The following is a 24,095-nucleotide window of genomic DNA, read 5'->3' on the forward strand; positions in this document are numbered from 1 at the left end:
GAGCAGTGCAAGGGTGGTGGCTGAAGTCAGGGCCAGGAGCCGCCGGAGCGGCCGCCCAGTCTGTGTGCGTGAGCCGGGGCGCCGACTCCTCGAGGTTTGTACGGCCATGTGGGCACCTTCGATTTCGTCAGTTGCTGGTTGCGATTCGGTATGGACCGGGTAAACCGTAAGTTCGCGGAGAAGGGCGTCGCAGAGGTTTCACGTTCAACCTGCTGAACGGTCGGGCAAACGGCGTTCAAATCTCTAAACGCTCCGTGGTCGTGGTGAATTGGAGGCATCACCGTGTTGCTTCCAAGCCTCACTGGCCTCATGTTCAGAGGATTGAACGCCTTGCCTTGTAGTCGTCCGCGGTGACTCCTGCCTAGCCTTGGAGGGGGGCCTCAAATGCATGGGCCGGGAGCGCGGGTCCGCGGCTACCGGCGCCGCCCGCAGCACCCCGAGCATCTCCAACAGAGAGGGATGTCATGAGACGCCAGAGGCACAATGTTCGCCCGCCGGGGTGCCCGACGTGGTGCGTGCAGCGACACGGCATACGGGAGGGTGAGGACGATGCCATCCACGTGAGCGGGGAGCTGCTCGTGAGGGGCACGTCGCTGCGGCTGTGCACGACGGTCGACCCGGTGACGCTGCAGGGCGACGGGCCCTACGTCCTCGTGGGCGGCGAGGAGTACTCGCTGCACGAGGCGGACGCGCTCATCGACGCGCTGACCCAACTCGTCGACGAGGGGCTCGGGCTCACTCGCCGCGCAGGAGCCTGAAGGCGCTCTCACGGTCCTTCACGCGCAGCTTCTTGAGCACGGACGACACGTGCACGCGCACGGTCGTGGCCGACAGGAAGAGGCGCTTGGACACCTCCTCGGTGGTGAGCCCCTGACCGAGGAGCTCCATGACCTCCCACTCGCGGGCGCTCAGCTTGGCGGCGGCCGTGCTGCGGCGGGCGAAGCGGCGCTTGGCCGGCGCGCGGAACTCGTCCATGATGCGCGCGACGAGCCTTGGTGGCATGGCGGCTTCGCCGTCGAGGACGCCACGGAGCTTGTCCGCCAAGGTCGCCGGGTCGGTGTCCTTGAGGAGGTAGCCGGACGCGCCGGCCCGCAGGGAGTCGAAGAGGTCGTCGTCCTCGGCGGACTGGGTGAGCATGACGACGACGACCTCGGGCGCGGCGCGGACGATGTCGCGCGCAGCCTGTATGCCGTTGCCGGGCATGTGGATGTCGAGCAGGGCCACGTCGGGGCGGAGCTCCACTGCGAGCCGCACGGCCTCGTCGGCCGTCGCGCCCTCCCCGCAGATCTCGCAGCCGCTGGCCTCGAGGGCCTCCCGGATGCGGCCGCGCATGCGCGCGTGGTCGTCGGCGAGGACGACGCGCACGGTCACCAGGTCACCGCGACAGTGGTGCCACGGCCCGGTGCCGAGTCGATGCTGAAGGCGCCTCGCACCGAGGAGGCGCGCTCCTCCATGCTCGTCAGGCCGTAGCCACCCGCGTGCGTCCGCACGACGCTCGGGTCGAACCCTTCGCCCTCGTCCTGGACGAGCAACCGCCGCCGCGGCCCGTGACGGTCGAGACGCACCCGCACGCGGTCGGCGCGGCCGTGACGGATGGCGTTGGACACCGCCTCACGGGTGATCCGGATGAGAGCGTGCCGCTGGTCGGCGTCCGCGTGCACCGAGTCGTCGACCTCGACCTCGAGGCTCGCGTTGTAGCGGTCCGCGACCTGGCGGGCGGCGCGGTGCAGCACGAAGCCGAGGGGCTCGTCGCTGCTGCGGCCGAGGGCGTCGACGGCGGCGCGGGCCTCGTCGAGGGCGCGGTCGCACGCGGCCACGATGCGCTGGCGACTGTTGGGATCGCCGCTCAACGTATGGGCTTCCGACCGGATGTAGCCGAGCTCCTGCACGACCCCGTCGTGCAGCTCGCGGGCGAGGCGGCGCCGGTCCTCGAGGACGGCGGCCTGCGCCTGCATCGACCAGTAGCGGCGGATCTCGCGGGCGGCGCCGATGAGGAGGACGGCATACGACGCGGTGCGCAGGAGGTCGCCGGTGTAGAGCCAGTCGCTGTAGAGCGAGGGGAAGAGCAGGTAGTTGAGGCGCGCGAAGGCGGCCAGCGCGAACGCGGGGCCGAGCCACCGGATGAGCTCGTCGCGCCCACCGGCGCGTGGCCGCGAGGTCACGGAGAACGCGACGGAGGCGGCCGCGAAGCACAGCGCCGTGAGGGCGTGGGCGGCGAGCAGCCCTGGGTGCCCCGCGATGACCGGACGCTGGGCCGAGGCGGGAGGCGTCTGCGCCAGGGCGAGCGGCAACGAGTCGCGCAGCACCCACGTGACCGCGAGCCCGACGGTGACCGTGATCCACGGCAGCAGCTTCAGCGGACGGCTCCACCGGCCGGCTGGTCGCCGGGTGGCCGTCATCGAGGCGGCGAGGACGAGGGCTGCGCCGACCACCCGCACGGCGACCGGGAGCCACACGCCGCCGCGGTCGTCGTCGAGTCCGAACAGTCGCAGCGCGAGCGTCAGGCCGATCCCCGCGAGGCCGAGCAGCAGCAGGCCGGCAGCCAAGAGGAGGTCCTGGAGCCTTCCGGTGCGCGAGTAGCGGCCGAAGAGCAGGTACGCCACTAGAAGCGCCACGCCCGTGTCGAGGGAGTCGAGCACGAGGTGCAGATCAGGGCTGTGGTAGGCGAAGAGCAGGTAGGGCGTGCCAAGGATCGCCGCGGTGACGATGATGCCGACCGCCCAACCGAGAAGGGTGGGGAGACCGCCCGCGGCGGCCAACCCACGACCCGGTCCTCCCCGACCGGCCGTCCCCATCTGGCACATGATGCGGAGTTTAAGTTCGCGGTGAGCAGGAGGTCTGCCAATTGGTTCAACTGGTTCTATAAACGGTAAAGGCGCGCGAGCGGGCAGAACTCGGGCGCCGCGTGCAACCTGCGCACTTCGCCGACAAATGCGAAGAGCGCCGTTAGCCTGCCTCAGTGACTTCAGGGAGCGCGGCAACAACCGTTGCCGAGGCGGACGAGCCGAGCGAGGCTGACGCGGCCGCGCGTCCCGGACCGACCGGGCGGCACCGGAGCCGTGGTCGCTGGTGGGACCGAACCCTGGGTCCGGCGGCGACCGTCGTCCTGACCCTGCTCGGCATGGGGCAGGCGCTGCGCGTCTGGGAGTGGAGGCCCGGAACTCCGTTGGGCCTGACGAGTGACGCTCCGGCCATGGCCGTCCTCGTCCGCGGCTACATGTGGTTCGGGCCGTACTCGGATGACCCGACCTTCGGGGCCCCTTTCGGTCTGAACCTCGGATGGGCCCCGACTGGCGACGACCTCCATGCCTGGGCCTTTGCCCTTCTCGGGCTGTTCACCACGGATCCCTTCACGGTCATGGCCCTCTACTTCTTCCTCAGCTTCCCGCTCGCCGGTCTCACCATGTACTGGCTATGCCGCAGGTATGGGGCGGGGCGTGTGGCGGCGACCGTCGTCGGAGTGCTCTTCGCCCTGCTGCCCGGCCACCAGGAGCGCTTCCCGCACCTCTTCCTCTCGCACTACTGGGTGGTTCCACTCGCCGCGCACGTGCTGATCCAGACGGCTCTCGGCCACAGCGTCATCACGGACGGGTGGGGACGTGGCCGCGCGGCCCGGCTTGCCGCGGCGCTGCTGTTGCTCGTCATCGGCCTCAACGACGTCTACTACGTGGCCTTCACGCTCCTGCTCACGGCGACGGTCATGGTCGTCAGGCAGGTCCGCCGACCCGATCTCCGCGAGGCGGTGCGCCTGGCGCTGCCCGCAGGCATCGTGGCGGTTCCGGCGCTGGTGAGCGTCGCGGTGGCGCGGGCCAGGACCTCGGGGGACACCGTCACAGGGGTGGCGGCCTTCGGTCGGAGCTTCGTCGACTCGGACACGTATGCCGGTCGCCCCATCGACCTGCTCCTGCCCTGGGCCGGGCACCGGGTCGGCTCGCTCTCGACGACGACCCAGACCTACAACGTGCTCACCGAGAACGTCGGAGAGGTCGCCTCCCTGGGTCTCGTGGCCTCGATCGGCCTCGTGGGACTTGCTGTGATCTCGGCGGCGCGGGTGCTTCGTCGTGAGCACCAGGACCGCGACCTCGTCATCCCCGTGGGTGTGCTGGTCCTCATCGCGCTGGCGTGGTTCACACGAGGCGGACTGGGCTCGCTGTTCGCTCTCACGGTCACCCCGCAGATCCGCACGTGGTCCCGGCTCTCGGTCTTCGTCGCGGCCTTCGCGTTCCTCGTCATCGCGTGGTGGCTGAGCCGCCTTGCTCGGAGCAAGGGGACTGTCTTCGCGGGAATGCTCGCCGTGCTGCTCCTCGTCGTCGGAGTCCTTGACCAGACGAACCCCGGTCGAGCGCCTGCCTACCAGGCGCTCCGGGCGCGCATGGACTCGCTGCGCACCTTCACGGGGCAGATCGAGAAGTCGTTGGGTGAGGGCTGCACCATCTTCAACCTGCCGGTGCTGCCATATCCGGAGGAGTCGCTGGTTGGTAGGGAGCAGTTCCTGACCCTCGGACTAGCTTCGGACCACTTGCGCTGGAGCTTCGGCGGGATGAAGGGGACCAGCCGTGCCGACTGGCAGCTCGGACTGTCCACCACGGACGCGCAGCGACTCGTGGATGACCTTGCCACCATGGGCTATTGCGGCGTCGTGGTCCACAGCAGCCTCAGCCGGCAGCTGCCCGCCCTCGCTTCGGGTTTGCCGCCCGTCCTCGGCGCGCCTGTCGCCGTCTCCGCGGGAGACGAGTTCACCGCCTACGACCTGCGCCCCCAGCGCGCGGCGCTGACCGAGCGCGCCGGGACTTCTGGGCTCGCGGCTCGCCGGGCGGCGGTCCTGTCACCCGTGATCGCGTCGCTGGGAGGCGTCTGGCCGCTCGAGCAACGTCCGGAGATCAGGTATGCCGTGGGGCCAGGCACGTCGCTGACGCTGAGCAACATGGGCGACCGATCGGTCGAAGTGCGGGTCGGTGTTCGTCTCCACGGACCGCGCGTGGGGGTGTTCGCCGGGAGGCTGGACGGCCCGGCGGGGTCGTCGGACGTGGCCCGCGTGGCGATGGGGGAGGACCAGACGCTCGCACTCGTGGTGAAGGCCCCGCCAGGTGTCTCAACCGTGCGGTTGACCGACGTCAGTGGCAGTGCCGTCGACTTCGACTCGCTCTACGACAAGGACGGACTGCCGTATCTGTCGGTGGTGACGATGACGTCGACGGAAGCCGTAGACACCGGGGTCTCCCTGCCTCTCGCCCCCTCCGAGCTGGGACTTCGCTAGCGCGCCCTCGTCAGACGCTGCCCAGCACCTGCTCGCCGACGTAGCGCATGCCGCGCAGGACCGCCCAGACGGTGAGGTGGTCGAGCGTCGTGCCGGGGGCGGGGTCCCAGTTGGCGATGGCTGCCCACGAGACCGTGCGCTCGCCGACGGTCACGGCGCCGACGTCGGCACGCACTCCTGCGTCGGTGCCAGTCTTGTTCCAGAACGCCGTCGGCAGGTCGAGCGAGGAATGGTGGGCGATGGGGTCGAGGCCGCCTTGCTCCACCAGAGCTGAGCCGACCATGGACTGGTCGACGTTGGCCGAGAGCCACTGCCGCACAAGCCGATCCGCGTCCTGACCTGCGGCTGATCCGCTGGCAAGCCGGCTCATGAGCTCGCTGAGCTCGCCTGCGGTCCCGGTCGAGAGGGTCGGCGGGTGGTCGAGGCCGCGGACATCCCGGACCTGGTCGTGCAGGGCGGTCGCACGCAGGCCCAGGGCGGTGGCCCGGGCGGCGACCTCGGCGAGGCCCACCCGCTGGAGCAGGACGTTGGTGGCGAGGTTGTCGGAGACGGCGCCCACCAGGGCAGCGACGTCGACGAGGGGGAGGGTCTCGACCGACAGCGTGTGCCAGAGGCCCGAGTCGCCGACCCACAGGTCGACGGACCGGGTGAGCGGCTCGTCCGGGGAGAGCTCGCCGGACGCGATGAGCCGGGCGGTCTCGACGAGGAGCAGCACCTTGCCGACGGACGCCGTGCGCAAGGGCAGGTCGGCGCCTGAGGAGGCAAGCGGCATACCTGATCCGTCACGGACGCAGACCGACCACGTGACCCCGCCGGCGTCAGGAAGCTCGAGCTCCATGTCAGGCAAGGGATCCGAGCCACTTGAGGAGGGCGGCGTTGACCTTGTCGGGGGCCTCCTCGGTGAGGAAGTGCCCGGCCCCGGGGATCTTGACCTGGCGGTAGTCGCCGGGGACGAACGCGCCTGAGCCGTGGGTCACGCCAGGGATGACGCAGCCGTCGTCGCCGCCTTGGAGCTGCAGGACCGGGACGCGGATGGCGTGGCGGATGCGGCGCATGAACATCGGTCCGTCGGGACGCACCGATGAGCGGCCGAGCCAGCGGTAGTGCTCGGCGGCGGAGTGGGCCACGAAGGGGATCATCATGGCGTCGCCGTAGCGGGAGACGTCCTCGGCCGTGGGGAACGTGCCGAAGGGGGAGGCCCAGGAGCGGAGCAGGTCGGCGACGTAGTCGTGCGACCTCGCCATCTCGCGCTCGGGGCCGAACGGCTTCTGCAGCCCGGCGATCCATGCGGAGGCGCGCCGCTGCTTCGGGTTGGTCCACGTCGCGTGCCGCATGATCCGCGGGTGCGGCATCGACAGTGACGCGATGGCGCGCGTGACGTCCGGTCGTAGCGTCGGCATGCACCAGGCGATCCAGCCGCCGAGGCCCTGGCCCATGACGACCGCGTCCTTCTCACCGAGCGCGCGGATGACGCTCGCGGCGTCGAGGGTCGCCATGTAGGTGTCGTAGCCGCGCGGCGGCTTGTCGCTGCCGCCGTAGCCGCGAAGGTCCATCGCCGCGACGCGGTAGCCGGCGTCGGCGAGGGCGACCATCTGGTGGCGCCACGCGTACCAGAACTGCGGGAAGCCGTGCAACATCAGCAGCAGCGGCCCGTCCCCAAGCTCGGCGACGTGGAAACGGGCGCCGTTGGCGGAGACGTAGCGGTGCTCCCACGGTCCGTCGATGTTGACGAAGGCAGCGTCGACGGACATGGGTGTGATGAAGGCCTTCGGTCAGGCGTCGCGCGACGGGTCCGGCGTGGTGACCGCCGTCGTCGACGGGAGGTCCTTGCGGTCCCACTCGGGACGCGGTGCGGGGACCGTGGTGCCCGGGTGCTCGGTCGCCGACTTCAGCGCAGCCACCGTCGTCTGCGCCTCGGAGATCGTCTTCTCCGGCGTCGGGTTGACGGTCTTCATCTTCTTGACGCCGAGCAGGGCGAGGACGCCGGCCACGAGCAGCATGAAGACGGTGACGATGAGGAAGCTGAGCCAGCGCGGCAAGCCCAAGGCCTGGATGCCCTCGGCGATCGTCGTGAAGATGAAGTAGACGGAGTAGAAGGCGATGACAGCCGCCCCGGCGAGCAGGCCGCCGCCGACGCCCGCCTTCTTGACCTGCACCGAGACCTCAGCCTTGGCCAGGGCGATCTCACTGCGAACCAGCGTCGAGATGTCCTGTGTCGCGGACGCGACCAGCTGGCCCAGTGTCCGCTCCTGCCGGGGATCCATGCTCATGAGCTCACTTCCTCGATCGTGCAGGGGCGACGCTTTCCGTCGCCGTTGCCACCCTACTGTGCCGGTCGTACCCAGACGTGGACGGCTCGGGACGCTCGACGCGAGTCTGCAGCGAAGCCGTCGACCTGGGAGCGTGGTTCAGGAGCAGCCCAAGGCTGCCCTGACGGAGTCGCGTGGGCGGAGCACCTGGATGTCCAGCGTTCTCCACTCCGCGGGTCCCTGGGTGGGATGGAAGGTGGCGACCCTGTCGTAGTCACGCTTGAGGTCGACCCGACCACGCGTGAAGCCGCGACTGACGTCGGCCGTGTTGTCAGCGGCGTACAGCAGCCAAGCCTCCGCAAGGTCCGAGCAGTCCTCCCAGGACAGGCCGTAGGCCGCTGCCTCGGGAGCTCCGTCGAAGATGCCCATGAAGAAGCCACCACCGAGAGGGCGGCCTCCGAGCTGTAGGGCGTAACCGGGCGCGATGCCCGTGAGGTCGACGACGGGCACATCGGCATTCAGGCCGTGCTCCAGCCGCACACTCTCCAGCCGGTGCAGGACCCCTTGGTCCGTCGGCGTCACCAGGAGCGCCGACCCGTTGACCGACGCCTGCTGGGTCGCGGCCAGCAGCGACTCGCCTCGGGCGCCGTCGACGAAGCTGCTGCCGACGAGGACGACGGTGATGCTGGCACTGACCAGGACCAACACCTGCATCGCACTGCGCAGCTCGGGATCCGCGGCCAGGACCGTGATCGCCGCGACCCAGAAGAGTGCCGCGTGGCTCACGACGAGGCTGAAGGGCGTGCTGCTGCCCAGCGCATAGACATACGGCATCAGTGACAGTGCCGCTGCCAAGGCGACTGCTCGTCGGCTGTCGCGTCTGGCCGCCCCCTCGGTGCGACGCCATGAGCCGATCACAACGAAGGCGACTCCGAGAAGGGGAATGAGTAGAGCCAGGGACCGCATGCGATCGCCGGAGTTGGCCGCCGCGAGTGAGCGGGCGAAGACACCGAAGTCGACGAAAGACAGAGCGAGGACTACAGGGACGAGCAACGTCAGCACCCCGGCAGCCCTCGGCGGAGACGCTCGCCGCATGAGCGCGAAGCCGGCAATGGCAGCGGCCGCGGTCGCCGGCCCGAGAATGCTCAGCGCGCTCCAGTCTTGAGTGCCCCAGCCCAGCAACATCCACGGCGAGGCGTTGCCGCGCAGGCGCGCGCGAGCGACTCCGCGCTCGAGGTAACCGATCGCCTCCGAGGGCGACATGCGGATGGTGATCAGAGCGAGGATGACTCCCGCCCCGGTCGCCACGGCGGCGACCCTGAGCCATCGACGCGAGCCAGGGCGGACGTAGGCAAGCACGCCCAGCGACAGCGCCACGAGGCCGAGTGCCGAGGTGGGCTTGCCCGCGAACGTCACCCAGAAGCCTGCGCCCAGGACGGCCGCGCCGCGCCAGAACCAGCCCCGCGTCAGCAGGAGCATCCCCAAGGCGGCAACCATGAGACCGAGCACCGTCAGCGAGTTGTAGCTGAGGATGCGGTTGTTGTACGTGAAGGCAAGCGTCGACATGGCCGCCATGCACGCCACCACCGCGATGCCCCACAGCCGCCCGATCGGCGGCGCAGTCCCTCGTGCTCGGTTCGCGAAGTGCACGGCCTCGAGGCCGAGGAGGCTCGCCGTACCGATTGTCAGGACGAGCCCGAGAATGCGGTAGACGTAGATGTCGCCGCCCGCCAGCGTCTGCAGTGGGTACAGCACGAATCCGAACAGGTAGACGTCGCCGGCCTTCTTGGAAGCGTCCGGATCGGCGATGAGCTGCCAGAGGTAGCTCTCGTCAAGCAGGTTGAAGCCGCGGTTCTGAAAGGCCAGGACGGCGCCCAGGGTCGCGACGCTGAGGGCGATGATGGTGAGCGGCGCGAGCCATTGCCATACACGAGTCGACCCGGCGGGCTCAACCGTCGCGGGCGCGGGCGCTTGCAGGGTGGCCACATGTCCTCCCAGCTATGGTCCGGGCCGCACAGGGATGCTAACCGTCCGCTGCCAGTCAGATGTCGGTTTAGGCCGGATCTGAACCTTGGTAGACATCAGGCACGCCGTCGTGGTCCTGGTCCGCCGTCTCTCTAGCCTCGATGAGGCGATAGTGCCGGTTCCTCAGCCGCAGCACGACGCTGGACAGCAGCGCAGCGATGAGGCTGCCACACAGCACCGCCAGCTTCACGTGGTCATCGCGCTCGGAGCCGGTGCCGAAGGCGAGCTCGCCCACGAGCAGGCTCACGGTAAAACCCACCCCCGCCAGCAGCGACAGGCCGAAGACATCGGTCCAGGACAGGTCCTCGTCCAGCTCTGCCCGGGTGAACCGCGCGACAGCCCAGGTGCCACCGAGCACGCCGACGGTCTTGCCCAGGACGAGGCCCACGACGACGCCGACAGCGGCAGGATCGCGCAACGCAGCTCCAAAACCACCGCCGACGACCGTCACCCCGGCTGCGAAGAACGCGAAGACGGGCACGGCGAAGCCGGCGGAGAACGGTCGGATCCGGTCTTCCAGCCGCTCGGCGAGAGAGTGCCGGTCAGGATCGTCCTCGACCTCACGGTTGACCGGGACGAGCAGCCCGAGCAGCACGCCGGCCACGGTGGCGTGGATCCCACTCGCGTGGACGAAGCCCCATGCCAGCAGGGCCGGGACGGCCAGCAACGCTTGGTTGGTGATGCGTCGTCGGAGGAGGAGCCGCCAGGCGCCCAAGGGGATCACCGCCGCAGCGAGCCAGAGGAGGTTGACGGTCTCGGTGTAGAAGAGGGCGATGATCGTGATGGCGATCAGGTCGTCGACGACTGCGAGGGTCAGCAGGAACGAACGCAGTGCACTCGGCAGGTGGGTGCCGATCACCGCCAGGACCGCGAGGGCGAAGGCGATGTCCGTCGCCGTCGGGATGGCCCAACCGCGCAGGATGCCGCTCAGCTCCCCACCGCTGCCTCCTTGGCTCACCAGGGTGGCGGTCACGACGAAGAGAAGGGCCGGCAGGACGACTCCGCAGACAGCAGCGGCGATGGGCAGCGCCGCCTTGCGCCGGTCGGACAGGTCGCCGGCCACGAACTCACGCTTGAGCTCGATGCCGGCCACGAGGAAGAAGACCGCGAGCAGTCCGTCAGCGGCCCACGTGCCGAGAGAGAGGTCGAGATGCAGGGCGGACGGGCCGACCACGGTGTCACGCAGGGCGGCGTATCCGTCCCGCCACGGGGAGTTGGCCCACACGAGCGCGACCACTGCGGCCAGCAGGAGGATGGCGCCGCCGACCGTCTCCGTCCGCAACAGGTCTGCGACGTAGCGAGCCTCCCGCCAGCTGCCGCGCCCCAGCAGGCGGGTGGCAGGTCCTCGGCCGGGCTCGCGCTCGGGAGTCGCGGAGTGCGGGTCGCTCATGGTGGGCTCCTTCGGGGATGCGTCATCGGACGCCGACCAGACTTCCCGGCACACCGTGTCGCCCGCGCGGCGGCGGGCTCCGAGTCGAGCCTATCGGCCGTGGAACGCCCGACAGTCGACGCCGGCCGCGGAGCCGGTCGAGGTCGGCGCAAGAGCGCGCTGAGAAAGTCAGCACCTGCGACCGCGCGGCGGGCGAGTCTGAATCGCCAATTGTCCTGTCACTCGGTCAAATCGGACTAATTAGACATCGGTGGTTTGGCCGGTTCGGGAGCCGTACATTGTGCTTCGGGAGGGGGTTCCCGAAACGGTGGATTCGGCTGGGGGAGTGACGATGGACAAGTCTTCTGGTTGGTACTACGTCGGCGACGGCAAGCTGCGCTTCCGCGACGACTATGGCTGGACCGAGTACTACATGGACACCAGCGACCCGCGGGCGCAGACTTGGCCGCCGCCCGCCCCGAAGACGTTGCTGCAGCAGTTGCGCGATGAGGAACGAACCGCGTCTGCGAAGGTCCCAAGAAGACGCGCCGTTCTTCGCGGCCGACGAAGCGGGTCGGTATGACGTCGCCATCCGCCAGAGGTGACAAGTCTTCACGCCTTTGGCGGCTCAAAGCTCATTCCCGCGTGCGAATCTGGGGCCGCCGCAGCTTCACGGAGCGACTCCACAGTCACATGGATCGAGGGGCGACTTCGGCAGAGTATGCGCTGCTGGCGGCGCTCGTCGCCGGCGTCATCGCCGGGACGGTCGCCCTCATCGGCCCCGCACTCGTGCCAGCATTCCTAGACGCTGCTAAGGGTATATAGGGACAGAAAGACGCGTCGGTTGCAGGGACGTGCGAGAGTCTCGACAAGGCCACGTAGGCGCCGACTGTCGTCGGGGTCAAAGTCACAATCGCGGGGTCACCTGCGTGGGCGAGGTTGGCCCCGTCGCCGGCGGTAAGTGCGTTCGATCCTCACCGAGCTGGCGGCTGGGCCTGCACAGCAGTTGTCGAGGTGGCGTCGGTCGTTCTCTGGGGCGGCGCAGGCGACGCAGGTGAACGAGCCGTCGTCTTCTGGGTGTTGGTGACGGGTCTGCTCCTCGGCACTCGAGATCCGGAGCTGGTACTGCCCGTTTACATCTCCCGGCATTCGATGGCCGAGTTCACCTGTGGATGTCTGGCTGGGGCGTAATGATCCGTGCCTGGACTCCAGACGTGCGAGTGCCATGGGCGGCAGCATTGGTGGCCTCGTACCTTGTGGTCCTGCTCGCACGTCGTCATCAGATACCGACTCGAGGACCGCTGAGCCATCACGTTTGACATGGTGCGAAGCTGCGTGCCGCTGATCACGCGTCTTCGAGAGCAGATGTGGTCGAAGGGCCTACTGCCTCTTCGCCACCATCTGTTGGTCAGCCTCGGGCAGAGGTCATTCTGCGTCTACATGGCGCACCCGGCGATTTTGGCCCTCAGTGCACCCTGGCTTCAGTCCGAGGAGTTCGGCTCGGCCGCCGCAGCCAGCGTCGTCGTGGTCCTCGTCGTGGCCCTCGCGACGTGTCAGGCGCGGCGGAACACGGTGTAGGACCCGATGGTGCCGCTCCTCGAGAACCCGCTGCCCAGGGCGAGGCGCGCCTGTGCTGATCCGGGCACGGCCACGACGACGTCCGCGCTTTCCAGGGCATCGCGGGCACCCGCCGCGTCGCCACGAAGAAAGGCGAGGTAGGTCGCCTGGTCGTGCTGTGCAAAGGCGTCCAGCGGGTTGCTGGCCCAGACAGTCGCGCCGACGGCGGCGAGCGACTCAGCCAGCGGCTCGACCGTGAGGACGACCTGTCCTGACGTCGCGGCCGCGATACGGGATGCCTCGCCGTCTGCCGCTCGGAAGCCGGGTGCTCGAAGTGCCAGGACAACCGACACGATCAGGAGGAACGCCAGAGCCAGCGCGATGGGAAGGCTCTGTGACAGCCGAGCAGTGGTAGGCGGCTGACTCCTGCGTCTCGCAAACGCCGTGGCGGCCGGCACAGCGAGGAAGAGCAAAAGCCAGATGCCGTTGCGAGCTGCGAGTCCGGTAGCCACCACGAGCCCCACCGTCGCGGCAAGCTCCCAGAGAGTGAGCCCTTTGCGAAGAGCGGAGACGCCGAGGGCGACCGCCGCTATCACCAAGACGACGTCGAAGGGATTGGTGAGGGTGACGGGACCCCACATGCCGGACTCGTCGGTGGTCGCTTCGCCGCCAAGGACGCCGAGGTAGTAGCTGGGCGCGGACCACAGCCCCGGGTTGAGACACGTGGCGACGACTGACGCGAGACCGACTGCGATGGCAGTTGCCGGCGTGACTCGCAGGCGGGACAAGCACAGGTAGCAGCCCGTGACGGCCACGCCGACCAGGACCGCACCGTGCAGGTTGCTCCACAGAGCGAGCAGAGGCACCGTCCACCAGATGGCACGCGATGGTCGGTGGTGCTCGCGACGCAGGAGTGCGAGCAGGAGGACGAAGGGCACAAGGGAGAGGAGTTGCGCTCTGGCTATGAGCAGCGGTGCGGCCGCACCCAGTGCAACGGTGAGGACCGTGAGGGACGTTGCCATCGGGGCTGCCCCGCGTCGTCCGGCCGTCAGAGCGAGCGCCGACAGCGTCGCCGTCACGGCGACCACGTTTGCAGCTACGACGCCGAGACTGCCGAGCGTGTACGCCCCTGAAAGGATGACCTGGCCGAGTGCGGTGGTGTTGATCCAATCGGCGGATGGTGCTGCGGCAAAAGGGATTCCGCGTGGAATGGCACCATCCTGGAGGATGCGATCACCCATCGCGGGCAGCCACAGCGCGTCGGTGCCAACGACGGATAAACTGCCGGCCACGACTGCAGCTGAGCCGAGGAACACCACAACGAGTGCTGGCACTGATTGGGTGGAGACGGACGGCTGCTGCCGTGTATCCAGGTTGCTCGTCATGGGGACTCCGGGGTGTGCTCACGCCTGCGCTGGGGGCCGTGGAAGGACTGTTTTCGGCACTCTGCAGCCTGCCATCCCGGCCCGTCCGAAACGCGGGGATTGGCAAGGTCTAGTGAAGTTCAAGCATTTTCGAGACACGGCGTGGCGTGCCACCTAATCTTCCTTCAGCGGGGGGCACATCGGGTGGCCCTGCATCACTGGGAGGAACGCTTCACCATGACCAAGATTGCTGCCAAGCTCCAGACGCTGCTCAACAAGGAGCGCGGTGCGACCGCTGTCGAGTACGGCCTGATGGTTGCCCTGATCGCCGCCGTGATCATTGTCGCCGTCACGACACTGGGCGAGAACGTGAACTCCACGTTCACCGACGTCGGCACGAAGATCTGAGCATCTGCGGCGGGCGCGAAGTTGGGGGAACAGCTTCGCGCCCGCACCCCGGCCCACCGCTCCACTGTGGGCCACTGCGAGACCGCGGCCGGCAGAACTCGCCACGAAAAGTCTTTCGTGCCAAACGTTCCGGCCCGTTCAGCACGTGCGCCCGGGGTCGCCCGGTGCCCAGGTCGTCAGCCAGCTCTCACGACCAGCCCATTGGCAGTCGACGTGACTGCTCCAGAACCCAATCATCGCCAACGCGGCGTGAACCGCGACGCGGCCTGGATCGGGGTCTGCTCTGCTTGACGTCTGTGCCGGGGGGCGCCGACTGCACACACCACTTTGGGGAGGCGATCTGGCATGGCCAGAAGTGAACGCGGCGCATCGGCCGTGGAGTTCGCAATCGTCTTCCCCATCCTCTTTCTCGTCATCGCCGGAATCGTTGACTTCGGTCGCGCGTACTTCTACCAGATCCAGCTCGCCAACGCTGCCCGTGAAGGCGCGAGAGCGGCCGTGATCGGCACGCTGACCACGACCCAGATCCAGGACCGCGCCAAGGCCGGCGTGGGCGGAATTCCGGCAGCGGACCTCAGCTTTCCCGGCATGGTCACCTGTGGCACGACCAACGCCTCCGTGACCGTGCAAGCCAGCTTTCAGTGGCTCATCATGGGCCCGGCCATTCGCATGGTCGGCGGGACCTGGGGCGCGGGCAATGTCCTCTCCTCTACGGCGGTGGTGAAATGTCCTTGAGAGCCTTCCGCGCTCGCAGACGCGACCGCGGCGCAACCGCTGTCGTTGCCGCGCTCGTCCTGACCTTCATCGCGCTCCCGTCTCTTGCCTTGAGCGTCGACATCGGCAACATCATGTTCGAGCGTCGTCAGCTGCAGAACGGGACCGACGCCACGTCGATGTCTCTGGCGCAGACCTGTGCGGACAGCGCCGCTGCCTGCAATGCCGGCACGACTCTCACATCGCTCAACACGCTGGCCAGCGCTAACGCTCTCGACAACACAGAGCAGCTGAACACCACCATGGGCACGAACGGTCAGTGTGCTCGGCCGCCTGCAGGGGTCACCTACACGAACATGCCGGCCTGTGCGTCGGCGACCGCCACGGCGGCGCAGAAGAGCGCGGCTCTCGTCAACCTCGGATTGTGCCCTCCGTTGAGCGACTACTACACGACGGGCGCAGGCAAGGACCTGGGCTACGTAGAGACGTACATCAGAACGAAGTCCAACGCGGCAGACAACACGCTCCTGCCCAGTTTCTTCGCCCAGACGCTGGCGGGTGGCACTCAGGTCGGTGCCTGCGCCCGCGCCGCATGGGGACCCGGCGGACCTTCCTCCGTCACCGTCGTCCCGCTGGCCATGTCCGAGTGCGACTGGGCGAGACAGGTGGGCTATCCCGGTGCGACGAACTACCCGCCGGCTCCGTCCGGCACGTGGCCCGGCTACTCCAACACCGATGTGAGGCCCGACTGGCCGAGCAGCGAGAACACCATCTACTCCAAGGGGAACGACACGACGTGCGACACGTCGAGTCCTGGCGGCACGGCCCCGGGCGGATTCGCTTGGCTGGACGGCATGGTGGGCTCATGCTCGGGTGTTGTCACCGACGGTAAGTGGGTGCACGGGGACACCGGTGCTGACGGTTGCGATACCAGCAACTTCGACCCGCTGCGCGGCACAGTGATCTACGTGCCTGTCTTTGACTGCAAGGCGGCGAGCAACCTGAATCGTGAGCCCATAGCCACCGACGACTGCACTGCAGGGGCGGGCACTAACACCTGGTACCACATCTCGGGGTTCGCCGCCTTCTACCTGAGCGGCTGGCGACTCACGAAGGGCAGCCAGGTGAGCATCCGGCCACCGAACGCGCTCTGCGGGAGCAGCAGCTCGCAGCGCTGTCTCTCTGGCTGGTTCCTCAAGGACCTCATCCCCACGGGCGACTTCATCCCGCCCACTCCGACCAACCCGAACTACGGCCTGACCATCGTGAAGCCTGCGGGCTGACACCAAGCGTGACCATGCACTTCGTCTCTGGGGGTAGCTCCGCATGAACCGTCGAATCCTCGCCATCATCGTGGCCCTGGCGCTTGCCGTGGGCGGTGGTGCGCTCGTCATCATGTATGCGCGCAACGCCGATGCCCGAGCGATCGCGGCCGAGGCGCCAGCCACCGTGTGGGTGGCGCAGCAGCCGGTCCCGGCAGGCACGACCCTCAAGGATGCGCAACGAACCAAGCTCATCGCCCAGACCGCGGTTAGCGCCAAGGCCGTTCCCGTCGGAGCGCTCCAGGAGATCAACGCCGACAACAACTCGCTGTTGGCGACGACAGACATCGCTGCCGGCGAGTACCTCCTGTCGGCGCGTTTCGGCACCACGCCGGCAGGCACGAAGGCCATCGAGGTCCCAACCGGGATGCTGGCCGTGTCGGTAGCGCTGTCGGACCCGGCTCGCGTGGGCAAGTTCGTGACCCCGGGGTCGCACATCGCGATCTACCAGTCCTACAAGATCAAGGACCTCCGCGACACGCCCGAGGCCAAGATCCTCAATGAGAACGACATCCACGGCACGAGTTTGCTGCTCGGTGACGTTCTCGTCATCGGCATGGGCGACGCCCCACTCGCCGGCGCAGCGGCCAAGCCCGCGGCCGAGGGCGACCCCACGACGGCTCAGGGTGCGAGTGGTGACTTCCTCGTGACTGTGGCGGTCAAGCCGACCGAGGCCCCGGTCCTCGTCCACGGCATCAACAACCGCACCTTGTATGCCGCCCTGCGCGGCTCCGAGGTGAAGCTCGACCCGTCGCTCGAGGTGAGCGACCTCAACGCACGAAGCTCGGTGGGTGGCTGATGACAATTCTCTGGGACTTCGACCCTGCAGCAATCGACACCTACCGGTTCGCGCTCGGCGGTGACGCGATCCTGCTCAACTCGGCCCCGCGGGTGAGTCGGGCGCTCGAGGAGGACCGGAACCAGCAGCTCGTCGTCATCGGGCCCGACATCGACCTCGACTCCGCCTGCGACCTTGCAGAGCGAGAGCGCATCGACCGCCCCGAGCTCGGCGTCATCCTGCTGCGCCACCGTCTCGACGTCACCGCGCTCGCTCAGGCCCTGCGCAGCGGGGTGCGTGAGGTCGTGCAGGCCGACGACCAGACGGCTCTCGCAGACGCGGTCCGGCGGTCGCTCGCCCTGACGCAGCAGCTGAGCGGGCATGGCACCAACGTCGGTGCGCGCGACGGCAAGATCATCACGGTCTTCAGCGCCAAGGGCGGCGTCGGCAAGACGACGATGTCGACCAACATCGCCGTTTACCTCGCCTCCACCGGTGCCAAGACCCTGCTCGTCGACCTCGACCTCATGTTCGGCGATGTCGCGATCAGCCTCCAGCTCCAGCCGCCCGGGTCGGTGCGCGACGTCGTCGCCATGAGCGGACACTTGGACGACCAAGGCGTTCAGTCGGTGGTGACGCGTCACGAGGACAGCGGTCTGGATGTCATTGCCGCTCCGTCGGATCCGGCCGACGCCGACCGGGTCCCGTCGCACGTCGTCATCGAGCTCCTGCGGGTGGCCCGCGGGCAGTACGACTACGTCATCGTCGACACGCCACCATCCTTCACCGAGCACGTGCTGGCAGCCTTCGACGTCAGCGACCTCACGGTCCTGATCGCCACGCTCGACATCCCGGCCGTCAAGAACCTGCGCATCGCGATCAACACCCTCGACACCCTCGGCGCGTCGAAGGAGGCGCGAACCATCGTGCTCAACCGTGCGGATGCCAAGGTCGGCCTGAAGCCCGACGACGTGGAGGCGGCGCTCAAGACGGCCATCTCGGCGAACGTGCCGAACAGCCTCACGGTGCCGGCGTCGGTCAATCGGGGTGTCGCGCTCGTGCTGGACGACCCCCGCAACCCGGTGTCTTTGGCCATTCGTGACCTCGCCGACCAGGAAATCCGTCGCCGCTTCGGCGAGGACCTCCAGAACGGTGCCAAGCGTCGCAGCCTCTTCGGGAGCAAGAGATGAGCAACCTCGCCGACCGCCTGGAACGGGCCCGCCATTCCCACCAGATCACGGAGCCTGCACCGACCAACGGCGCGCAGGTCCGCATGGTCAACGGCGCCGTTCCCGTGCGCCGTCGGGGTGTCGACCCGTTTGCGGGAGTCAAGGAGCGCGTGCACCAGGCGCTCGTGGCCTCGCTCGGACCTCGACTCTATGACCCCAACCTCAGTGAACACGAGCTGGCCGCCCAAGTGCGCACGACTCTGCAGGAGGTCATCGACTCCGAGCAGACTCCGCTGTCGCACGCCGACCGCACTCGCATCGCCCAAGACGTGTCGGACGACATCCTCGGTCACGGTCCACTTGAGCCCTACCTGCGTGACGCCGAGGTCTCCGAAATCATGGTGAACGGCGCGGAGGACATCTACATCGAGCGGGCGGGCAAGATCTATCCAGTCGACGCGCGCTTCTCCGATGAGACCCATCTGCGCCGGACGATCGACAAGATCGTCGGCCGGGTCGGGCGCCGCGTCGACGAGTCGAGCCCGATGGTCGACGCGCGCCTCCCCGACGGGTCGCGTGTCAACGCTGTGGTGCCGCCCATCGCGCTCGACGGTTCGATGCTCACGATCCGTAAGTTCTCGGCCGACCCCTTCACCGACCGCGACCTGATCTCCTTCGGCACAATGACCGAGAACGTGCGCGACTTCCTCGACGCCTGCGTCAAGGGCAGACGCAACATCATCATCAGCGGCGGCACCGGCTCGGGGAAAACGACGACGCTGAACGTCATCAGCTCCTTCCTTCCGCACGACGAGCGCATCGTCACGATCGAGGACGCGGCCGAGCTCCAGCTCCAGCAGCAGCACGTGCTTCGACTCGAGGCCCGTCCAGCCAACATCGAGGGCCGCGGCCTTGTCTCCATCCGTGAGCTCGTCAAGAACACCCTGCGCATGCGTCCCGACCGCATCATCGTCGGTGAGATCCGTGACGGCGCAGCGCTCGACATGCTCCAGGCCATGAACACCGGCCACGACGGCTCGATCACCACCGTGCACGCCAACACCCCTCGAGACAGCCTCGCGCGCCTCGAGACTATGGTCCTCATGGCCGGTGTCGAGCTGCCCGTCCGAGCCATTCGCGAGCAGGTGGCCGGCGCCGTCGACCTCATCGTCCAGCAGTCACGCCTCAAGGACGGTTCACGTCGGATCGTTGCCATCTCCGAGGTCGTCGGCATGGAGTCCGACGTCATCACGCTCCAGGACATCTTCACCTTCAACTACCAAGCTGGCCGCGACGAGAACGGCCGCTTCCTGGGGACTCTCATGCCCACCGGCATCCGACCCAAGTTCACGGCCGATCTGGCCGACGTGGGTGTCGACCTGCCGGTCACGCTCTTCTCCAGGTCGGTCCTGTGACGGAGCGCCGAGTCCTCGCCGGCCTGACCGCTCTCGCGGTCGGGCTGGTGGTCCTGCCCTCTGGCGCTGCCTTCGCCGCCGACGTCTCGGTGGCCCTGAGCAACGTCCACGGCACCTCGACCGCCACGGCCTCCACTCTGACCGGCGTGATCACGTTGCGCAGCAAGGTCGACGTGCAGGTGGATCCAGCCTCGTTGAAGGTGACCCTCGACGGACAGGAGTACCCGGCCAGCGTGAAGCAGGCGGCGAAGCTGGACCGCCGATCCATGCTCGTCATCGACACGAGCGGTTCGATGGGCGCCCAGGGGATGGCCACCGTGCGCAAGGCGTCCGCCACGTACCTCAAGACGGTCCCCACCGACGTCAAGGTCGGCGTCGCGTCCTTCGCCAACACAGCCGGGGTGGATCTGGCACCCACCCTTGACCGGGCCGCGGCGCAGCGCGTCATCGACGGCCTTGACGCACGGGGTGACACCAGCCTCTACGCGGGCATGCAGAGCGCCGCGGCGGCTCTTGCCGGCTCGGGTGACCGCAGCGTCGTGCTGCTCAGCGACGGCGCCGACACCGTCGCCGCTGACAGGGCGAAGGCTCTCAAGGACGCTCTGACGAAGGTCAAGACCCTGGGCATCCGCGTGGACGTCGTCCGCTTCAAGAGCAACGACCCCGGCGCCACGGCGGCGCTCGTGGCGTTCGCAGACGCGAACGACGGCACGGTCGTCTCCGCGGACGACTCGGCCGGCGTGTCTTCGGCGTTCGAGGCGTCGGCCCAGGCGCTGAACCGCCAGGTCCAGTTCTCCGCCTCGATCTCCAAGACCCTCAGCGGCTCCCATCGCTACGAGGTCAGCGGCACCGCTGGCGGCACTCCCTTCAGCTTCAGCCGGCAGATCGCCTTCGACGTTCCGAGCGCGGCTCCTGCTCCGGCGGCGCCCGCCCCCGCGGTGGTCCTCCCAGCGGAGCCGGCGCCGCAGGTGGCCGGAGTCGGCTTGGGTGCGAAGACCATCACCAACCGAACGCCCTACATCGCGGCCGGACTGCTCGGCCTCGCGCTCTTCGTCGTCCTCTCGACCTCGTTGATGCCGACGCTCCAGACGAAGCGCGAGCGCCGCGTGGCCTCCATCGAGGCCTACGTCGGAGACACGGTGACGATTTCTCGCCAGGAGATGAAGGCGGCCCAGAGCACCATCACCGCGCAGCTGCTCGACATGGGCGACCGCGTCATGAAGGACCGCAAGTCGACGAGCAAGACGATGGAACTCATCGAGCGCGCCGACCTGCCGTTCCGCGCGGGTGAGTGGCTCGTCCTTCGAGTCGTGGCGGTGATCGTCGGGGCGGCTCTTGGTCTCGTTCTCGTCGGCGAGTCCAAGGTCGTCGGCCTGCTCTTCGGGGTCGTCCTGGGCCTGCTTGTCATGCCGGGATGGTTGCGCTTCGCCGCGTCTCGGCGCGCCCGAAAGTTCGAGGCGCAGCTACCGCAGATCCTCCTTCTCATTTCGACGAGCCTTCGCAGTGGCTTCGGTCTGCCGCAGGCGCTCGATGCTGTGGCCAGAGACGCCGCGAAGCCCGCCGGCAAGGAGTTCAGCCGGGCCCTTGCCGAGACGCGGATCGGCACGGACATCTCGGACGCTCTCGAACGTGTCGGCGTCCGTATGGAGAGCAAGTCCATGCACTGGACGGTCATGGCGATTCGCATCCAGCGGGAGGTCGGTGGCAACCTCGCGGAGACCCTACGCACGACCGCGGCCACGCTGCGCGAGAGAGAGTCGCTGCACCGACAAGTCGCGACTCTCTCCGCGGAGGGAAAACTCTCTGCCTACATCCTTATCGCGCTGCCCGTCTTCATCTTCGTCTACATGACGCAGGTGAACTACGAGTACGTCAGTCTGCTGTGGACGACGACTGTAGGAATGTTCATGAGTGTTGGCGGCCTCATCGCGCTCGGGATCGGCATCGTGTGGATGCGCAAAGTCGTGAAGATCGAGGTCTGAGGTGAACGTGAACCTGGTGTACGTCGCGGCGGCACTGCTCGGGGCCGGGCTGCTCATCGCCGTCCTCAGCGTGAGCTTCAGCGGCGGTGAGCCGCGAGGGGTCGCCAAGTCGCTCATGCTGATCGAGCAGACCATCGACCGTCGGGAGGTTGTCACGACCGACCTGGCGGCGAAGGACCGCCTCGTCGCTCCGATCCTGGAGCGCACCAAGGGCCTGGCGCGTGCCTTGTCACCGGGCGGCGTCGACGACCGCTACACCAGGCTGCTAGACCAAGCCGGCAACCCGTCGGGCTGGACTATCGAGCGCATCCTCGGTCTCAAGGGCGCTGCGCTGCTGCTCGGCATCGTCCTAGGCGCCTTCTACGGCAAGTTTCAGATCCCGAACAGCCTGCTGTTCGCGGTAGGTCTGGGTGCCGCACTCTTCTTCCTTCCCGACCTGCTCGTCAAGAACCTCGCGATGCGTCGGCAGGAGCAGACGAGCAAGGGCCTCGCCGACGCGCTCGACATGCTCAGCGTGTGCGTGGAGGCGGGCCAGGGCTTCGACTCTGCTCTTCTCCAGGTGGCCCGCAACGTCGACGGCCCGATCTCCGGAGAGTTCGCACGGGTGCTGTCCGAGATCCAGATCGGCAAGTCGCGTGGAGAGGCCTTCAGCTCGATGGGCGACCGCGTTTCGTTGCCTGAGGTGAAGAACTTCATCACCGCTCTCGTCCAGGCCGACCGACTCGGACTGCCGATCGCTGGAGTGCTGCGCGAGCAGACGGTCAACATGCGCCTCGTCCGTCGGCAGAAGGCCGAGGAGAAGGCTCAGAAGGTCACCATCAAGATCCTGTTTCCGCTGATGCTCTGCATCATGCCGGCCCTCTTCATCGTGATCATCGGCCCGGGCGGGATCCGCATGATGCAGGCGTTCGGCGGTTGACCGAAGGGTGCCCGTCGCCGCCGGCCCCGGCGTCCCGACCAATCGAGGATCCACGATCAGCTCACCGGTCTCCAGCATTGGTTAGGCGCTGCCTGCGTTCGTCCTCCTCCCGTACTGGCTGAGGCCGCTGGCTCCGGCCAAGGAACCAGACGCATATGGCACGTCGTCGCCGGCGAACGCCTGCTCCAGAGAGGTCAGTTCGTTGTCGGCGACCCGTCCGCGACGCAACCGAGAAAGCCTGGAATCGTCAACCAGTGGCTGCCCGAGGTGCTCATGTGCTGGGCGCACGCGGCATACGGCCCCCGGGAGTCCCTCCCATGTCAGCAGCTCCCAGCGATGAGTCGCATTCCCTCAACCAAGGTGCCCGGTCAGTACACCTAGCTGCGCACGCGTGAGGATGGTCGCGCTCGTTGATGGTTGGTGCCCACGTCCTGGATATGGGCTTGCAGCCACGGCAGGTGGTTCACCGGGTCTGTGGTGGGCGGTCTGCTGCTCAAGCGCCGCGCCACTTTGCGCCGTGCAGCCCATCTGGCGCTGATACCCGCCTTGTCCGTCGCTGTCGCGACCCTGACACCAGTCGGTCCCACCCTGCTCGCGTCACCCTTTCAGGTCGGTGGCCTAACGGCCATCATCACCGAATGGCAACGGCCGGGGCTTGCTGAGACTGCGGTCCCCGCGGCCCGCGCGCTTGCGGCCATGGCTGTCATCGACCGGCTGCGTTGGGGACGCCGTCGATGGACCGTCGTCCTGTTGACGGTGCTTGCCGTGGCACTCGCGCTCACGTGGTCGCGCATCGTCGGACTGGGGTGCAGTGATCCTCGCGCCGCTGGCTGCAGCCGGCATGCAGGCCGTGACGCGTCAGCCCAGGCCGCGCCTCGAGGTACCGGAACGTTCGGCGGACGTTGCCGCCGGAGTCGCTGGTCTCGTCGTTGCAGGCATCCTCGCCGGGAGGATGGCGGCAACGCTGGAACTCGGGCCGACTGGCCTTCAAATGAGGACTTGTTCCGCCTGCCCATCGGCACGGTCATGTGCAACGACCATGTGCACGGAGGGTGGCTGATGTTCCGTCATCCCGGCCTCAGACCCACGATGGACACGCGCGTCGAGCTCTACACCGTGCAGCACATCACGTCGTACCTGCGGTTCATCGCCGCGAAGCTGGTGCCAGAGCTACACCCGAGACGTCGGGTGCACCGTCAGCCTGCTGCCCGACACTGCCGCTGTTGCGTCGGCGATGCAGGCTTCAGGGGACTGGCGGCTTCTTCGGCGCGTCGCGGGATATGTGCTGCTGCAGTCGCAGCGCGACGGCTGACAGGCGTCGGGCGCGCATCGATTCCGCGGCCGTGTGGCCGTGCGCCGGTCTTGGTGGTCTTGAAGTACGAAGGGGGCGAGACAGCGACAGGCCGGTGCACCGCGGACTCGCCCTCGGGTAAGGAGACTGTGCTGGTCAGGGCAGGAATCGAGGTCATGGCATCGACCGTTGGCGATGCCGACGACCACCAGATCGGCTTCGGCTCAGCCTCACGTCGCAAGGCCAGACGCGGAACCCCTCCCGGATCCCAGGAGC

The 24,095-nt window shown here is 68.0% G+C and carries 19 protein-coding genes; 11 read left to right on the top strand and 8 right to left on the bottom strand.

The genetic code is table 11. From position 1 onward, the window contains the following. Nucleotides 1-464 precede the first annotated feature (464 nt). Nucleotides 465-758 (top strand): DUF6907 domain-containing protein, encoded by a 294-nt coding sequence (locus tag U5C87_RS07990; protein WP_443082107.1) that lies wholly within the window; start codon nucleotides 465-467, stop codon nucleotides 756-758. Here U5C87_RS07990 and U5C87_RS07995 read toward each other — a convergent pair. Then, nucleotides 736-1,371, bottom strand: a complete 636-nt coding sequence (locus U5C87_RS07995; protein ID WP_330476066.1) for a response regulator transcription factor — start codon at nucleotides 1,369-1,371, stop codon at nucleotides 736-738. The two genes, U5C87_RS07990 and U5C87_RS07995, sit on opposite strands and share 23 nt — an antisense overlap. Then, entirely contained in the window at nucleotides 1,368-2,804 is a 1,437-nt protein-coding gene (locus U5C87_RS08000; protein WP_330476067.1) for a sensor histidine kinase, read from the bottom strand. Before U5C87_RS08000 ends, U5C87_RS07995 begins: the two co-directional genes overlap by 4 nt. 155 nt (nucleotides 2,805-2,959) lie before the next feature. Here U5C87_RS08000 and U5C87_RS08005 point away from each other — a divergent pair, with 155 nt between their 5' ends. After that, nucleotides 2,960-5,257, top strand: coding sequence for a hypothetical protein (locus tag U5C87_RS08005; RefSeq protein ID WP_330476068.1), 2,298 nt, complete (start codon nucleotides 2,960-2,962; stop codon nucleotides 5,255-5,257). A gap of 10 nt (nucleotides 5,258-5,267) precedes the next feature. Here U5C87_RS08005 and U5C87_RS08010 read toward each other — a convergent pair whose 3' ends face one another. The 5 genes from U5C87_RS08010 to nhaA form a co-directional block, all read right to left on the bottom strand. Continuing rightward, on the bottom strand, nucleotides 5,268-6,095 hold the full coding sequence (locus U5C87_RS08010; protein ID WP_330476069.1) for a serine hydrolase: 828 nt from the start codon (nucleotides 6,093-6,095) through the stop codon (nucleotides 5,268-5,270). A 1-nt stretch (nucleotide 6,096) separates the two neighbouring features. After that, nucleotides 6,097-7,008 carry an alpha/beta fold hydrolase gene (locus tag U5C87_RS08015; protein ID WP_330476070.1) on the bottom strand — a complete coding sequence of 304 codons (912 nt, stop codon included), beginning with the start codon at nucleotides 7,006-7,008 and terminating at the stop codon, nucleotides 6,097-6,099. A gap of 21 nt (nucleotides 7,009-7,029) precedes the next feature. Beyond that, on the bottom strand, nucleotides 7,030-7,527 hold the full coding sequence (locus U5C87_RS08020; protein WP_330476071.1) for a phage holin family protein: 498 nt from the start codon (nucleotides 7,525-7,527) through the stop codon (nucleotides 7,030-7,032). Nucleotides 7,528-7,665: 138 nt separating this feature from the next. Then, nucleotides 7,666-9,492 carry a hypothetical protein gene (locus U5C87_RS08025; RefSeq protein ID WP_330476072.1) on the bottom strand — a complete coding sequence of 609 codons (1,827 nt, stop codon included), beginning with the start codon at nucleotides 9,490-9,492 and terminating at the stop codon, nucleotides 7,666-7,668. A gap of 67 nt (nucleotides 9,493-9,559) precedes the next feature. Beyond that, on the bottom strand, nucleotides 9,560-10,921 hold the full coding sequence (nhaA, locus tag U5C87_RS08030; protein ID WP_330476073.1) for a Na+/H+ antiporter NhaA: 1,362 nt from the start codon (nucleotides 10,919-10,921) through the stop codon (nucleotides 9,560-9,562). 331 nt (nucleotides 10,922-11,252) lie between these two features. Here nhaA and U5C87_RS08035 point away from each other — a divergent pair, with 331 nt between their 5' ends. Next, nucleotides 11,253-11,483, top strand: a complete 231-nt coding sequence (locus U5C87_RS08035; protein WP_330476074.1) for a hypothetical protein — start codon at nucleotides 11,253-11,255, stop codon at nucleotides 11,481-11,483. A gap of 970 nt (nucleotides 11,484-12,453) precedes the next feature. Here U5C87_RS08035 and U5C87_RS08040 read toward each other — a convergent pair. Then, on the bottom strand, nucleotides 12,454-13,842 hold the full coding sequence (locus U5C87_RS08040; protein ID WP_330476075.1) for a hypothetical protein: 1,389 nt from the start codon (nucleotides 13,840-13,842) through the stop codon (nucleotides 12,454-12,456). A 183-nt stretch (nucleotides 13,843-14,025) separates the two neighbouring features. Between U5C87_RS08040 and U5C87_RS08045 the strand changes: the two genes are divergently transcribed. The 8 genes from U5C87_RS08045 to U5C87_RS08080 all read left to right on the top strand — a co-directional run bounded on the left by U5C87_RS08045 (nucleotide 14,026) and on the right by U5C87_RS08080 (nucleotide 22,528). Next, nucleotides 14,026-14,229: a Flp family type IVb pilin gene (locus U5C87_RS08045; protein WP_330476076.1), complete on the top strand. Its 204-nt coding sequence runs from the start codon at nucleotides 14,026-14,028 to the stop codon at nucleotides 14,227-14,229. A 345-nt stretch (nucleotides 14,230-14,574) separates the two neighbouring features. Continuing rightward, nucleotides 14,575-14,964: a TadE/TadG family type IV pilus assembly protein gene (locus tag U5C87_RS08050; protein ID WP_330476077.1), complete on the top strand. Its 390-nt coding sequence runs from the start codon at nucleotides 14,575-14,577 to the stop codon at nucleotides 14,962-14,964. Then, on the top strand, nucleotides 14,955-16,226 hold the full coding sequence (locus U5C87_RS08055) for a pilus assembly protein TadG-related protein (protein WP_330476078.1): 1,272 nt from the start codon (nucleotides 14,955-14,957) through the stop codon (nucleotides 16,224-16,226). The genes U5C87_RS08050 and U5C87_RS08055 overlap by 10 nt, the downstream gene beginning before the upstream one ends. 43 nt (nucleotides 16,227-16,269) lie before the next feature. Then, complete coding sequence (gene cpaB / locus U5C87_RS08060) at nucleotides 16,270-17,064, top strand: Flp pilus assembly protein CpaB (RefSeq protein WP_330476079.1); 795 nt, start codon at nucleotides 16,270-16,272, stop codon at nucleotides 17,062-17,064. Beyond that, a complete protein-coding gene (locus U5C87_RS08065) occupies nucleotides 17,064-18,233 on the top strand; it encodes an AAA family ATPase (protein WP_330476080.1) in 1,170 nt (389 codons plus the stop codon). The genes cpaB and U5C87_RS08065 overlap by 1 nt, the downstream gene beginning before the upstream one ends. Next, the gene (locus U5C87_RS08070) at nucleotides 18,230-19,627 is read left to right on the top strand and encodes a CpaF family protein (RefSeq protein ID WP_330476081.1); all 1,398 of its coding nucleotides are present in this window, start codon (nucleotides 18,230-18,232) and stop codon (nucleotides 19,625-19,627) included. Before U5C87_RS08065 ends, U5C87_RS08070 begins: the two co-directional genes overlap by 4 nt. After that, complete coding sequence (locus U5C87_RS08075; protein WP_330476082.1) at nucleotides 19,624-21,609, top strand: type II secretion system F family protein; 1,986 nt, start codon at nucleotides 19,624-19,626, stop codon at nucleotides 21,607-21,609. Before U5C87_RS08070 ends, U5C87_RS08075 begins: the two co-directional genes overlap by 4 nt. Nucleotides 21,610-21,724: 115 nt before the next feature. Continuing rightward, complete coding sequence (locus tag U5C87_RS08080; protein ID WP_330476083.1) at nucleotides 21,725-22,528, top strand: type II secretion system F family protein; 804 nt, start codon at nucleotides 21,725-21,727, stop codon at nucleotides 22,526-22,528. The last annotated feature ends 1,567 nt before the right edge of the window (nucleotides 22,529-24,095 follow it).

Source organism: Terrabacter sp. C0L_2 (assembly GCF_036352015.1).
Taxonomy (GTDB): domain Bacteria; phylum Actinomycetota; class Actinomycetes; order Actinomycetales; family Dermatophilaceae; genus Terrabacter; species Terrabacter tumescens.